This window comes from Bradyrhizobium sp., assembly GCF_047605465.1.
In the GTDB taxonomy this organism is placed as follows: domain Bacteria; phylum Pseudomonadota; class Alphaproteobacteria; order Rhizobiales; family Xanthobacteraceae; genus Bradyrhizobium.
Genome location: NZ_JASGFS010000043.1, coordinates 24,517 through 36,659, shown reverse-complemented (window position 1 = coordinate 36,659; position 12,143 = coordinate 24,517). Strand labels below are relative to the sequence as shown.

Annotated in this window: 14 protein-coding genes; 8 read left to right on the top strand and 6 right to left on the bottom strand. The window is 64.9% G+C overall.

Annotated elements, in window-relative coordinates; all coding sequences use genetic code 11:
• Positions 1–26: 26 nt before the first annotated feature.
• The 3 genes from QM712_RS25560 to glsA form a co-directional block, all read right to left on the bottom strand.
• Complete coding sequence (locus QM712_RS25560) at positions 27–590, bottom strand: HdeD family acid-resistance protein (RefSeq protein WP_415025923.1); 564 nt, start codon at positions 588–590, stop codon at positions 27–29.
• 364 nt (positions 591–954) lie between these two features.
• Positions 955–2,595 (bottom strand): MFS transporter, encoded by a 1,641-nt coding sequence (locus tag QM712_RS25555; RefSeq protein WP_415025922.1) that lies wholly within the window; start codon positions 2,593–2,595, stop codon positions 955–957.
• A gap of 70 nt (positions 2,596–2,665) precedes the next feature.
• Positions 2,666–3,661, bottom strand: coding sequence for a glutaminase A (glsA, locus tag QM712_RS25550; RefSeq protein ID WP_415025921.1), 996 nt, complete (start codon positions 3,659–3,661; stop codon positions 2,666–2,668).
• A 371-nt stretch (positions 3,662–4,032) separates the two neighbouring features.
• On the opposite strand from glsA, the gene QM712_RS25545 reads away from it, so the two are divergent.
• The gene (locus QM712_RS25545) at positions 4,033–4,242 is read left to right on the top strand and encodes a hypothetical protein (protein WP_415025920.1); all 210 of its coding nucleotides are present in this window, start codon (positions 4,033–4,035) and stop codon (positions 4,240–4,242) included.
• Positions 4,243–4,253: 11 nt separating this feature from the next.
• Here the strand turns inward: QM712_RS25545 and QM712_RS25540 are convergent, their stop codons facing one another.
• Positions 4,254–4,961 carry a GntR family transcriptional regulator gene (locus tag QM712_RS25540; RefSeq protein WP_415025919.1) on the bottom strand — a complete coding sequence of 236 codons (708 nt, stop codon included), beginning with the start codon at positions 4,959–4,961 and terminating at the stop codon, positions 4,254–4,256.
• A gap of 255 nt (positions 4,962–5,216) precedes the next feature.
• Here QM712_RS25540 and QM712_RS25535 point away from each other — a divergent pair, with 255 nt between their 5' ends.
• The 7 genes from QM712_RS25535 to QM712_RS25505 all read left to right on the top strand — a co-directional run bounded on the left by QM712_RS25535 (position 5,217) and on the right by QM712_RS25505 (position 11,133).
• Positions 5,217–6,203: an ABC transporter ATP-binding protein gene (locus QM712_RS25535; RefSeq protein WP_415025918.1), complete on the top strand. Its 987-nt coding sequence runs from the start codon at positions 5,217–5,219 to the stop codon at positions 6,201–6,203.
• A gap of 44 nt (positions 6,204–6,247) precedes the next feature.
• Complete coding sequence (locus QM712_RS25530) at positions 6,248–7,537, top strand: ABC transporter substrate-binding protein (protein ID WP_415025917.1); 1,290 nt, start codon at positions 6,248–6,250, stop codon at positions 7,535–7,537.
• Positions 7,538–7,541: 4 nt separating this feature from the next.
• Positions 7,542–8,501, top strand: coding sequence for an ABC transporter permease (locus tag QM712_RS25525; protein ID WP_415025916.1), 960 nt, complete (start codon positions 7,542–7,544; stop codon positions 8,499–8,501).
• A 3-nt stretch (positions 8,502–8,504) separates the two neighbouring features.
• Positions 8,505–9,383: an ABC transporter permease gene (locus tag QM712_RS25520; RefSeq protein WP_415025915.1), complete on the top strand. Its 879-nt coding sequence runs from the start codon at positions 8,505–8,507 to the stop codon at positions 9,381–9,383.
• A gap of 4 nt (positions 9,384–9,387) precedes the next feature.
• Positions 9,388–10,119, top strand: a complete 732-nt coding sequence (locus QM712_RS25515) for an aspartate/glutamate racemase family protein (RefSeq protein ID WP_415025914.1) — start codon at positions 9,388–9,390, stop codon at positions 10,117–10,119.
• Between the two features lie 93 nt (positions 10,120–10,212).
• Entirely contained in the window at positions 10,213–10,404 is a 192-nt protein-coding gene (locus tag QM712_RS25510; RefSeq protein WP_415025913.1) for a hypothetical protein, read from the top strand.
• Between the two features lie 228 nt (positions 10,405–10,632).
• Positions 10,633–11,133, top strand: a complete 501-nt coding sequence (locus QM712_RS25505; protein WP_415025912.1) for a hypothetical protein — start codon at positions 10,633–10,635, stop codon at positions 11,131–11,133.
• 193 nt (positions 11,134–11,326) lie between these two features.
• Here the strand turns inward: QM712_RS25505 and QM712_RS25500 are convergent, their stop codons facing one another.
• Both QM712_RS25500 and QM712_RS25495 read right to left on the bottom strand, forming a co-directional pair.
• Positions 11,327–11,662 (bottom strand): hypothetical protein, encoded by a 336-nt coding sequence (locus QM712_RS25500; protein ID WP_415025911.1) that lies wholly within the window; start codon positions 11,660–11,662, stop codon positions 11,327–11,329.
• A gap of 103 nt (positions 11,663–11,765) precedes the next feature.
• Positions 11,766–12,071, bottom strand: a complete 306-nt coding sequence (locus QM712_RS25495) for a hypothetical protein (RefSeq protein WP_415025910.1) — start codon at positions 12,069–12,071, stop codon at positions 11,766–11,768.
• Positions 12,072–12,143: the final 72 nt, after the last annotated feature.

The following is a 12,143-nucleotide window of genomic DNA, read 5'->3' as shown; positions in this document are numbered from 1 at the left end:
ACCCCACATATCAGACCCCCGCGCTGCTAGGCCGTTCTGGCCACGGGCAGCCAGGCGAATGTCAGCCACCCGATGCCATGAGATAGCAGGTCGATGCCGAGCAGCAAACCCAGGACCCAGAGTCCGGTTGCCGGAAAGCCCGTGAGGATCACGAGACCGGCGAGAACGCCGAACAGGCCGGACGCGAGCATGATCCCCCCGCCCTGTTGCCAGCGGCCGAAGCCGATCAGCATGCGCACGACGCCGGAGACGAGGAGAGCCAGACCGAGCGCATAAGTGAGCAGCAGCGCGCCGGTCAGCGGCTGGCTGACCAGAATGATACCGAAGGCGATGTAGAGAACCCCGAGCAGCACCTGCCAGACGAAGCCGCCCCATCCCTTGGTCCAGAATGCGTGGAAGATCTCGAACGCGCCGGTTGCGATCGCCATCCAGCCGATGAAGAGCGCGCTGATGACGGTGAAGAATGCGACATCGCCGAGCACCATCAGCCCGGTGAACACCATGAAGAGGCCGAGCAGGACGCAGATCCATCGCGGCGGCTGCGGCAGGCCGGTCGCGCCCATCGGGGCGCTGTGGTCGTAGGTCGTCATGTCATCCTCCTTCGATCATCTCCAACGCCAGCCGCAATGGCGACGGCCACGATGCCACCAGCACTCCCAGCGGCGCCGCCGGTGCCGGTGCCGCGGTGGCGGGCGATGCGGCGGCCGATGGGGTGGGCGGGGACCCGGTGCCGGTAACGGACGGGCAGCTTGCGCATAGGTCTGGGCGGCGGGCGCACGCCCGTCCGAAGCAGGATGACCGGCCGGAGACATCTCGGGCAGCGCCGCAGCATCCTGCGGCCACATCCCGGCGCCGGCGCCGGCAAGGATCACGCCGCCAAACAGCAGGCGCAGCGTGTCGCGACGATCGATCTGGCTCATGGGCACTCCTTCACGACATCCCTGCCCTTCGAACTCACGTCTTCGCCGCCGTTTCATCGCCGGGGATCTCACCCGGCAGATAGTCGGGAAGCCGCCCCGCCGGGATGATCGCGATCAGCGCCAGACCGGCCATGATGAGCAAGCCGATCTTCAGCGCGCGCAGCCGCGCCTCGGTGTTCACGCGAACGGCTTCCGCAATCTGCTGCGGCGAGCCGGTGGTTCGCTCCAGCACGTTGCGCAGATGGTCGTTGCTGACGAAGGTGATGCTGTCGAGATCGACCTGGGCCTGAAGCTCCGGCGTCAGCACCGGGCTCGCCGTGATCTTGCCGAGCGCGATGGTGCTGAGCAGGCCGACCATGAGCGCTCCCGCCACCGCGGTCCCGACCGCAGAAGCGAGATTCTGCGTCGTGCCGCGCAAGGAGCCGACGTCGCCGGCAAGCGTCTTCGGCGACGACGTCACCAGGACGTTGAACAGCAGCGTCACCAGCGATCCCTGCCCGATACCGAACAGGACGAGCCCGAACAGGACCGGGACCTCGCTCCAGTCGTTGCGCACCACGAACGCCAGCCAGATCAGGCCGACGGTGCAGAACGCAAAGCCATAGCGGCCGATCTGCCGCGGCGTCAGCCGGTCGTAGACGTTGATGATCAGCATCGCCGAGAAGAAGACCGTGAGGTTGAACGGCATCATCGCGATCGCGGTGGCAAGCGGCGTGCGCCCCTGCACGATCTGGATGTAGAGCGGCACGGTGAAGTTCAGGGCGGCCTCCAGCCCGACCACGGCAAACAGCGCGTAGACGGCGCAGCGCTCCTCGGGAGAGTCGATCACCGAGAGTGCCAGCAGCGGGGTCTTGCCCGAGGCCTGCCGCCGGTGCGTCCACATCAGGAAGGCCTGCCCCAGCACGATGCCGAGCACGATCATGATCGGCGCGGGCGAAAGACCGAGCAGGTCGAACGGCGCGTTCGCCGTCGCAACGGCGAGGCCCCAGCCATTCAGATTGTTGAAGCCGAAGCTGATCAGGATGATCGCGCTCGCCGCCAGCGCAACACCGACGAGATCGATCTGCACGTCCGGCCGGCCGCGATCCGGCTTGAGGCGGAAACTCATCAGGAGCACGATGGCGGATGCCGCGATCAGCACGCCGAATGCCGGCCGCCAGCCGATATAGGTTCCGAGCACTCCGCCGATGATGAAGGCGAGGACGCCCGCGGCGGCGCGCGCCGAGCCGAGCGCACCAAGCGCGGTCGCCTGCTGGCGACCCGCGTAATTCTCGGCGATCAACGCAACCAGCGACGGCACGATCACCGCGCCCGCGGCGCCGCACAACGCCTGTGCCGAGATCATGACGGAGGCCGACGGGCTGAAGGTCATCATGACTTGCGAGACGAAGAACAGGACCACCGCGCCGCGGAATACCTGCAGCGCCCCGAAACGCTGGGCGAGCTTGGCGCCGAGCATCACGAAACCCGCCACGAGCATCGAATACGCCACGATCCCAGTCGCCACCGTCGTCGGCGGGACGCCGAAGCTCGTGACCATGCCTCCCATCGCCACCGGCAACGAGGCGACGTTGAACGACATGATCATCTGGCCGAGCGCGATCGCGATCATGGGAATCCATGACGCCCGCTCCTCCTGTTGAACATCGCCGATCGACATTGTCTGCGTTGCCATGACGTCCCTCCCACCTGACCGGCATTGCGATCGGCCGGGCCAGGAGCCCGGCGATCGCCTCGGCGTGCGTTCACTCTTCCGGTTTCGACACGAACAGATCCATTCCCAGCCGCTGCGACAGGAATTTCGCAGCAAGTTGTCCCCGAACGCTGTTGCCGGCGGCGTCGAGCGGCGGCGCGAAGGTGCCGAAGCCGCCCTTGCCGGGCGACACCGCGACGATGCCGCCGCCGATCCCGCTCTTGCCGGGCAAGCCGATGTCATAGAGCCAGTCGCCCGACGTCTCGTAGAGACCGGCCGTGATCATCACGGCAAGCGCATAATGGCAGACCGAGGCGTCGACCACGCGCTCCCTGGTGACCGGATTGACGCCGCCGTCGGCGAGCGTCGCCCCCATCACGGCGAGATCGCGGGCGCTCACATTGAGCGAGCACTGACGGGTGTAGAGATCGGTCGCTTCCTTTGCATCGCAATAGATGCGGTCGTAGCTCTCCAGCAGCCGCGAGATGCTGCGATTGCGAAAATTGGTCTGCGATGCCGAGGCGTAGACTTCCTCGTTGAGAGGCAGCTTTCGGCCGGCGAAACGCGACAGGCCGTCGTGGATGAAGGTCCAGCGCGCCTCGGCGGTGGCGCCCGGCGCCAGGCTGGTCGTTGCGATCGCGCCGGCATTCACCATCGGGTTGGTTCGGCCGCCACCCTGCTCGATTGCGGCAAGAGAATTGAACGGAAGCCCGGTCGCGTTGGCGCCGAGCTTGGCGCGCGCCTGTTCGGGCCCGACCGTCTCGCAGATCAGGGCAAACAGGAACGGCTTGGACACGCTCATGATGGAGAATTCGTAGTCGACGTCGCCGGCGCCGTAGACTTGTCCGCTGGTCCCGACAACGCAGACGCCGAACAGTTCGGCCGGCACTCGGGCAAGCGCGGGATAGACCTGGGAATTGGCTCCGTCGCGATTTGGCTTGAAGCGCCGTTGCGCCTCGTCGACGAGCGATTGCACGGTCTCGGGACCGGGCAAATGGCCGGTCGAAACATAGGCAGTCTCTCGTTCTTCAGCCAGAGATCGCCCCATGGCACCACCCCGCAGAACGGATTCAACTGGTGTCGGCTCCGTTCTAGAACTCAACCCCGCAGCCAGTTGATGCCGTCAGACGCTGAGAGTCAATTTTCAACCTCAGGGCGATTCTGCAATCCAGCCATTCGACTCGGAGACAACCCTCTCGTTAGAAACCTTCTGACATCGATGCACTGCGGAATACGTAAGTTAAGCTGTCTCACTTGCATTCAGTTCAACTCAAATCGCGAATGTCACATGGCTTTCGCAATCAACGACAGATTGCAACTTGCCCGATCGGGAGTACGATCGCGCGGCCTGCCGGGTAGAACAACGCAAGCAAGATGAGGGCGAACAGGCAGGACCAAGATCAGGTGGCGAGGCGCAACATGGTGGCACAAACGGGTGACGGACACATTCTGCTGACCAAGAAGCTCGGCGGACTTTTCGCGATCATCATCGGATGTCTGCTGACCGCGGTCGGCGTGACGTTCGAATCCTCAGGCATGACAATTCTGGGCGTATTGTTTCTGGCGCTGGGCGCCGTCCTGCTCGTGCTCAAGATCGTCAGGCGAAACCAGGGACCGCCGGTGACCTAGCCGGCGACCGCTCAGGCACCGAGCACGTCCGCGAGCCGCAACTCGTCGGCGACCGGCTCCTTCAGGAAGAGCTCGGCCTCGATTTCCGTCAGGTGCGACAGCGTCTGCGCGCGCGCGGCTTGGCGGTCGCGCTTGCGGATCGCGGCGACGATCTCGGCGTGATGATCCGTGCCGCAGGCCGGCGTGTCGTGACGGCGGTACAGCAGAATGATCAGGGAAGACCGCGCGATCAGCTCCTTGAGGAAACCGAGATAGATATTGTGGCCCGACATCTCGGCGAGCAGGCGGTGGAATTCGCCGGACAATCGCACCGAGGCGCGCGCATCGCCGTGCAGCTCGGCGGCACGCTCCTCGGCGAGATGCCGGCGGAGGCGATCGAGCCAGGCCGGGGATACCGCATCGATCGCGAGATCGACGATCGCGGGCTCGATCAGGCGGCGCGCCTCGAACACTTCGCGGGCGTCGGCGGGCGTGGGGCGCGCGACGAAAGCGCCGCGGTTCTTCTCGATGTTGACGATGCCCTCATGTGCGAGCTGCTGGAGCGCGGTGCGCACCAACGTGCGGCTGGCACCATAGATCTCGCCGATTTCGTCCTCGCCGAGCTTGGTGCCCGGCAACAGGCGATGCTCGAGGATCGCCGCGGTGACGCCTTCCCGAATGCGGCTGACACGATCGCTCACATCTGGCGCGTCGGATTTCGGTCGGGTCTTGGCCGCCATGGATGAGAGGGCTCGATCGCAGAATACCGGCCTCGAATGTTAGTCGACCCGCCGTATCCAATGACAGGCGAAACTTTATACAATCCATGACCTATCTGTGTGCAGATCTCTGCGACGGGGTCATCCCGCCTGATCCAGCCGGATTCGATCTAACGATCTGACTCCGTTGCACAGTTTCGAAATTCGGCCCGATCCGCCCGCTTGGCACGGACCTTGCGGAGGGAGGCGAAGCATCGCCCTCGCCCCGGACACGCCATGGCCACTCCCGCCGCTCTCGAACTGGTCGCCGTCACCAAGCGCTACGACACGACGCTGGCGGTCGACAGCGTCAACCTGAAGATCCCGGCCGGCACCTATTGTTGCCTGCTCGGCCCATCCGGCTGCGGCAAGACCTCGACCTTGCGCATGATCGCCGGTCATGAAGCGGTCAGCGAAGGCGACATCATCCTGGGACCGCAGAACGTCACCGATCTCGAGCCCGCCAAACGCGGCACGGCGATGATGTTTCAGTCCTACGCGCTGTTTCCGCACCTCACCGTGCTCGACAACGTCGCCTTCGCGCTGAAGATGCGCGGCATCGACCGCGCGACACGGCACCGGCGCGCCGGCGAATTGCTCGAGCTCGTCGCGATGAGCCCGTATGCGGGCCGGCTCCCGGCGCAACTGTCCGGTGGCCAGCAGCAGCGCGTCGCGCTCGCCCGCGCGCTCATCACCGAGCCGCAGATCCTGCTGCTCGACGAGCCGCTCTCCGCGCTCGATCCGTTCCTGCGCGTGAGGATGCGCGGCGAACTCAAGCGGCTGCAGCGCGAGCTCGGCATCAGCTTCATCCAGGTCACCCATGGCCAGGAGGAGGCGATGGCGCTTGCCGACCACATCGTGGTGATGAACCACGGCAGGATCGAGCAGCAAGGCACTGCCCGAGACATCTTCCACCATCCCCGCACCGAATTCGTGGCGCGCTTCATCGGCGGCCACAACGTCCTCAGCGACGCCGGCAACCTCATCGCCGTGCGCGCCGATCAGCTCGGCGTCGCGCCGTTCGCCGACGGTGCGTTCGGCGCGCCGGCGCTGCTGACCCAGACCGAGTACCAGGGCTCCTACGTCGCCGTATCGCTCACGCTCGACGACGGCACCGCCCTGTTCTCCCACGTGCCCGAGGCCACCTTCGACGTCCATCCGTTCCGTCCGGGCGATCGCGTGCTGGCAACCTGGGATCCCGCCAAGGCGCAGCGCCTGCAGTAGACGCCCCGGAATTCAAGACAACGCGCAACAGAGGAGTGACTGATATGACCGAGACCACCAGGACGACCGGCGTCAGCCGCCGCACGCTGCTCAAGGGCACCGCAGGTCTTGCCGGCCTTGCCGCCGGGTCCGGCGCCATCACAGGCTTTCCCTACGTGAAGTCGGCCGAGACCAAGGTGCTACGCTATCTCGGCACAGCCGTGAACGAGGGCGACGACATCTCCAAGCAATGCCTGAAGGACACCGGCATCAAGATCGAATACATCACCGCGACCACCGACGACGTCACCAAGCGCGTGATGACCCAGCCGAACTCTTTCGACGTGCTGGACACCGAATATTTCTCGCTGAAGAAGCTGGTCCCGTCAGGCAACATCCTTGCCCTCGACGCCCGGAAGATCAAGGAATTCGACAACATCACGCCGGTCTTCACCAAGGGCGAGACGCCCGGCGGCAAGAAGATCGGCGGCCAGGGCACCGCGCCCTGGAAGGTGCTCTATCTCGAAGGCAAGGACTCCAAGAAGTTCGCGACGTCGGCGACCGAGTTCGTCACGCTGATCCCGACCGTCTACAACGCCGACACGCTCGGCATCCGCCCCGACCTGATCAAGCGGCCGATCGGCTCGTGGGCGGAGCTGCTCAATCCCGAATTCAAGGGCAAGGCCTCTATCCTCAACATCCCCTCGATCGGCATCATGGACGCGGCGATGGTCGTGGAAGCCACCGGCAAATACAAATATGCCGACAAGGGCAACATGACCAAGGAAGAGATCGACCTCACCATGAAGGTCATGACCGAGGCCAAGAAGGCCGGCCAATTCCGCGCCTTCTGGAAGGACTTCAACGAGAGCGTCAACCTGATGGCCTCGGGCGAGACCGTGATCCAGTCGATGTGGTCACCGGCAGTGACGAAGGTGCGCTCGATGGGGATTGCCTGCACCTTCCAGCCGCTCAAGGAAGGTTATCGCTCCTGGGCCTCGGGCTTCTGCGTCTCCAAGGGCGTCTCGGGCGCGAAGCTCGACTGGGCCTATGAGTTCGTCAACTGGTTCCTGTCCGGCTATGCCGGCGCCTATCTCAATCGCCAAGGTTACTACTCCGCGGTGCTCTCGACCGCGAAAGCGAACATGGAGCCCTATGAGTGGGCCTACTGGATGGAAGGCAAGCCGGCCGAGAAGGACATCAAGGCGCCCGACGGCTCGCTGCTGGAAAAGGCCGGCGCCGTGCGCGACGGCGGCTCCTACGAAGATCGCATGGGCGCGGTCGCGTGCTGGAACGCCGTGATGGACGAGAACGACTACATGGTCCGCAAGTGGAACGAGTTCATCGCGGCGTAGACTGATGGACACGTCGGAGACCATCCTGCAGCAGGCGTCCCCGGACCTGGTCCGGGGATCCGGCACCGAGCGCGCCACGAAAATGGCGCGCCTGTCGCCGTCCTTCGTGTCCTGGCTCCAGGCCGGGCCGATGATGCTGGTGTTTCTCGCCTTCTTCCTGATCCCGCTGGTGTTCGACGTCATCGTTTCGTTCTGGGACTACAACGAGTACCAGCTGCTGCCCGCCTTCTCGGGCCGCGGCTATACCGACACGTTCGAGGGCTGTCTCGCACAGCTCCCCGACCTCTGCACGATCGGCAAGACCTATCTGAAGACGCTGAAGCTCTGCTTCCTGGTCTGGGTGATCACGCTGTTCATCGGTTTCTGGGTCGCCTATTTCCTCGCCTTCCACGTCAAGTCCAAGACCTGGCAGATGGGACTGTCGCTGCTCTGCACGATCCCGTTCTGGACCTCCAACGTCATCCGCATGATCGCCTGGATCCCCCTGCTCGGGCGCAACGGCCTCGTGAATTCGGGCCTGATGAAGGCGGGGCTGGTCAACCAGCCGGTGGAATGGCTGCTGTTCTCCGAATTCTCGGTCGTGCTGGCGCTGGTCCATCTCTTCACCTTCTTCATGGTGGTGCCGATCTTCAATTCGATGGTGCGCATCGACAAATCCCTGATCGAGGCGGCCTATGACGCCGGCGCCACCGGCTTCCAGACGCTCGTCAACGTCGTTATTCCTCTCGCCAAGCCCGGCATCGTGATCGGTTCGATCTTCGTCATCACCATCGTGATGGGCGACTTCATCACCATCGGCGTGATGGGCGGCCAGCAGATCGCCGCCGCCGGCAAGATCATCGAGACGCGGCTGAACGCGCTGCAATTCCCGGCCGCCGCGGCGAATGCCGTGATCCTGCTCGCGATTACCTTCCTGATCATCACCATGATGTCGCGCATCGTCGACATCCGGAAGGAGCTCTAGCCGATGAAGGAAGGCCGTCCGCGCAGCTTCTACGTGCTCGCGATCTTCTTCGCGGCCTATGTGCTGTTTCTCTACGGCCCGATGATCGCGATCTACGTCCTGTCGTTCCAGGGACCGCAGGGCGGCCTCACCTTCCCGATGAACGGCGTGTCGACCTTCTGGCTGGTCAAGCTGTTCGAGGGCACCGGCATCGTCGATCTCGGCGCCGCCTTCCGCCGCTCGCTCCTGCTCGGACTCGTGGTGATGGCCGTCACCGTCGTGCTGTCGGTGGCCGCCGGCATGGCTTTCCGCAGGAAATTCAAGGCGCAGAGCATCCTGTTCTATTCGGCGATCGCGAGCCTCATCGTGCCCTCGATCATCACCTCGCTCGGCATCTCCCTCGAATTCCGCATCATCGACGACCTGATCAAGGCGCATTGGAACGAGAATTTCGAGACCTCGATGGGCCTGCTCACCTCCGGCCTCGGCGCACACCTGACCTGGACGCTGCCGTTCGGCCTGCTCATCATGTTCGCGATCTTCAATCGCTTCGACCCGCGTCTCGAGGAGGCCGCGCGCGATCTGGGCGCGACGCCCTGGCAGACGTTCCGCTACGTCGTGCTGCCGATCATCCTGCCTTCGGTGATCGGCATCGGCCTGTTCGGCTTCACGCTGTCCTGGGACGAGCTTGCCCGCTCCAGCCAGGCGATCGGGCCTGTCAACACGCTGCCGCTCGATCTGCAGGGGCTCACCACCACGGTGACGAAGCCCGACATCTACGCCCTCGGTACCGTGATCTCGGCGGTCTCGTTCGCGGTGATCACCCTTGCGCTCGGCACCATCCACGTGCTGAACAAGCGGCAGGCGGCCAAGGGATCGGACGCCGGCAAGGGGCTCGTCTGACGCAATGCGACTTCATGTCGTCAATCCCAACACGACAGCCGCGATGACGGCGAAGATCGGCGCGGCCGCGCGCGCGGTGGCATTGCCCGACACGGTGATCGACGCGCGTCAGCCCGCGATGGGGCCGGTCTCGATCGAGGGTTTCTACGACGAAGCCTTCGCCGTGCCCGGGATGCTCGGCTGCATTCGCGAGGCCGATCGCGATGGCGCCGATGCGCACATCATCGCCTGCTTCGACGACACCGGCCTCGATGCGGCGCGCGCCGCAGCCACGGCCCCCGTGATCGGCATCGGCGAGGCGGCCTTTCACGTCGCGAGCCTGGTCGCCGCGCGCTTCGCGGTGGTGACGACGCTCGGCGTCTCGATTGTGCCGATCGAGCACAATCTGCAGAAATACGGCCTCGCGGCGCGCTGCGCCCGCGTCCGCGCCGCCGAGGTCCCGGTCCTCGCGCTCGAGGAGCGAAACGCCGATGCGCTCGGCAAGATCACCGCGGAGATCACGGCCGCGATCCGTGACGACCGCGCCGAGGCCATCGTGCTCGGCTGCGCCGGCATGGCCGATCTGGCCACCGAGCTCGCCGCCACCCACGGCCTGCCAGTGGTCGACGGCGTCGCCGCCGCGGTCACGCTCGCCGAAGGAATGGTGCGGCTCGGGCTGAAGACCTCCCGGCTCGGGCCCTATGCGGCGCCGCGGCCGAAGACCTATTCCGGGCCGCTCGCACCGTTTCAGCCGTAGGGATTCGCCGCTTCTTTGCGTTGGAGCAATGCGCGACCCAAGTTTCGCCCTATGCTGTGGTAGAATGCCGCACCAGAGTTCGTAGGGGTTAGTATGAGAAAAAACGATGTGACCTGCGCCGCCTGTGGAGCCGGCTTCCGTCGGCTGGAGCTGACGACGCCGCCGGCAACCAAAGGGGAGTATCGGTGCCCCGCCTGCGACGAAGTCCTTGAAAAATTCGACGGCAGCGCGTTCATCGCCTACCGGCTTACCATCCAGCCCTCGATGAAGGCGGCCCGAGCCTAGCGGATCGGCCGGCAGCTCCCTCCGCCCGCCGCAAATTGCGGCTCGGGAGCGCACGCCTGCGGGCCTTCGGGGAGGCCCTCCAGGTCAGTGGCCCCCACCTTTTTCGGCCGCCGGCCTCTTTTTGGTCCCATTCCTTGCCAAAACCTAGCGTTTTCGGGACATCCCGGCGGCCCCCAGGGGTTGCCGGCCTTCGCCACTTTCCAAGTTTCGATTTGGGGTTTGTCAGCGATGATCGATCTCGCAGAGACCACACCGCCCGGCCCGTTCGCGCGTCTCGGCGCCCAGCCCATCGCGCTGACCGCCGCCGTGCTGCTGCTCCTGATCGCGGGGGTAACCTCGATCGCGATCTGGCGCGCCTACACGGGCACCGCCCCGGAGAGCGACCGCGTGGTCGCATCGCGGCAGCTTCAGGCACGCACCGCACAGGCATCCGAGCAGTTGGTCGAGAAGACCAGGGGATTGGAAGTCACACAGCAGGAATCGATCGACCAGCTGCAGGTCGTGCAGGATCAGCTTCAGACCATGAGGCGGCTGCTGGCGGCGCAACAGGCCGATACCAAGCGCCTGTCTGAGCAGGTCACGACCCTGAACGAGTCCATCGACAATCTGCGGCAATCCTTCGCCAGCGCACGCGCGGCAGACGCAGAGACGCCGTCGGTTACCTCAAGGAAACCAGCACGTCACCGCGTCCAGGCGAGCGCGCGCAAGCGCGGCAAATCGCGCAGTTGAGAAGCGGCGAAGGCAAAGTAAGACTTTATTTTGGCGGCTTGTGAACTGGATCACATTTGCCAGTATGATTCCGCGCCATGTTAGCGGTTACCGGATGGCGTAAGCCGATTTCAATATCCGGGGCTGGCAAGGTCGTTGACGGTATACTGCGTCAACGGCCTTGTTTTTTAGTGGTTTCGACGAGCTCCAGCTCTCACTCGCAGACATCGACGCGACGGACACGCCATCCCGACGGCGTCATCACGCGCTTTCGCACGACATAGCAGCCGCCATAGCCATCATCGTAGCCGGCGCCATAATAATAGGGACCGCCGTAGGGATAGCCGTAGCCGTAATAGCCGCCGTAGTAACCGGCTCCGGCCAGACCCGCGCCGATCGCGACACCCGGCCAGAAGCCGCCGCCGTGCCAGCCACCGCCATGCCAACCGCCGCCACCGTGCCAGCCGCCGCCCCGCGCTTCGGCCGCCTGTGGGGCCAACAGCCCGACCGCCGCGACGGCCAATCCGGCCATGATCATCCTGCGTAACATCAATCGATCCTCCGCGTGGAAACGCTCCACACTCCAACGCGAGGACAAGCTAATGCCAGTTCGGGATTCATGACAGCGAAGCTGTCTCACTTCCGCGCGAGCGTCAGCAGCCGCGGCAGATGCTCTTCATCCTCTTGTCGAGCAGCCGGTTCTCGGCATTCACGGTGGCGTCCGCGTCGGGATTCGCCCCGCCTCCCGTGCCGGTGGTCACGCCAGGGGCGGTGTTCGCGCCGGACGATTGGGCCGTGCCCAGGCTGTTGGTGCCCGGAGCCTGCGCCGGAGCATTCGCCACCCCGCCCGTCGATCCCGTGCCGACGCCGGTCGTCTGCGCGAACGATATCGCCGGCATCGCCGCGAGGCTGCAGATGACGATCACGGTCTTGATTGAAACGATTGACGGTCGGTCCATTGGACATGCTCCTTTACCGGACAACCTCCGCGGCGAGGACCGGTTCCGGAACGAACGCCGTCACGTCCGCTT

Bases quoted from the DNA above. Each gene is read 5' to 3' on its own strand.
- QM712_RS25560 (WP_415025923.1), bottom strand. From the start codon at position 590: ATGACGACCTACGACCACAGCGCCCCGATGGGCGCGACCGGCCTGCCG.
- QM712_RS25555 (WP_415025922.1), bottom strand. From the start codon at position 2,595: ATGGCAACGCAGACAATGTCGATCGGCGATGTTCAACAGGAGGAGCGG.
- glsA (WP_415025921.1), bottom strand. From the start codon at position 3,661: ATGGGGCGATCTCTGGCTGAAGAACGAGAGACTGCCTATGTTTCGACC.
- QM712_RS25545 (WP_415025920.1), top strand. From the start codon at position 4,033: ATGGTGGCACAAACGGGTGACGGACACATTCTGCTGACCAAGAAGCTC.
- QM712_RS25540 (WP_415025919.1), bottom strand. From the start codon at position 4,961: ATGGCGGCCAAGACCCGACCGAAATCCGACGCGCCAGATGTGAGCGAT.
- QM712_RS25535 (WP_415025918.1), top strand. From the start codon at position 5,217: ATGGCCACTCCCGCCGCTCTCGAACTGGTCGCCGTCACCAAGCGCTAC.
- QM712_RS25530 (WP_415025917.1), top strand. From the start codon at position 6,248: ATGACCGAGACCACCAGGACGACCGGCGTCAGCCGCCGCACGCTGCTC.
- QM712_RS25525 (WP_415025916.1), top strand. From the start codon at position 7,542: ATGGACACGTCGGAGACCATCCTGCAGCAGGCGTCCCCGGACCTGGTC.
- QM712_RS25520 (WP_415025915.1), top strand. From the start codon at position 8,505: ATGAAGGAAGGCCGTCCGCGCAGCTTCTACGTGCTCGCGATCTTCTTC.
- QM712_RS25515 (WP_415025914.1), top strand. From the start codon at position 9,388: ATGCGACTTCATGTCGTCAATCCCAACACGACAGCCGCGATGACGGCG.
- QM712_RS25510 (WP_415025913.1), top strand. From the start codon at position 10,213: ATGAGAAAAAACGATGTGACCTGCGCCGCCTGTGGAGCCGGCTTCCGT.
- QM712_RS25505 (WP_415025912.1), top strand. From the start codon at position 10,633: ATGATCGATCTCGCAGAGACCACACCGCCCGGCCCGTTCGCGCGTCTC.
- QM712_RS25500 (WP_415025911.1), bottom strand. From the start codon at position 11,662: ATGTTACGCAGGATGATCATGGCCGGATTGGCCGTCGCGGCGGTCGGG.
- QM712_RS25495 (WP_415025910.1), bottom strand. From the start codon at position 12,071: ATGGACCGACCGTCAATCGTTTCAATCAAGACCGTGATCGTCATCTGC.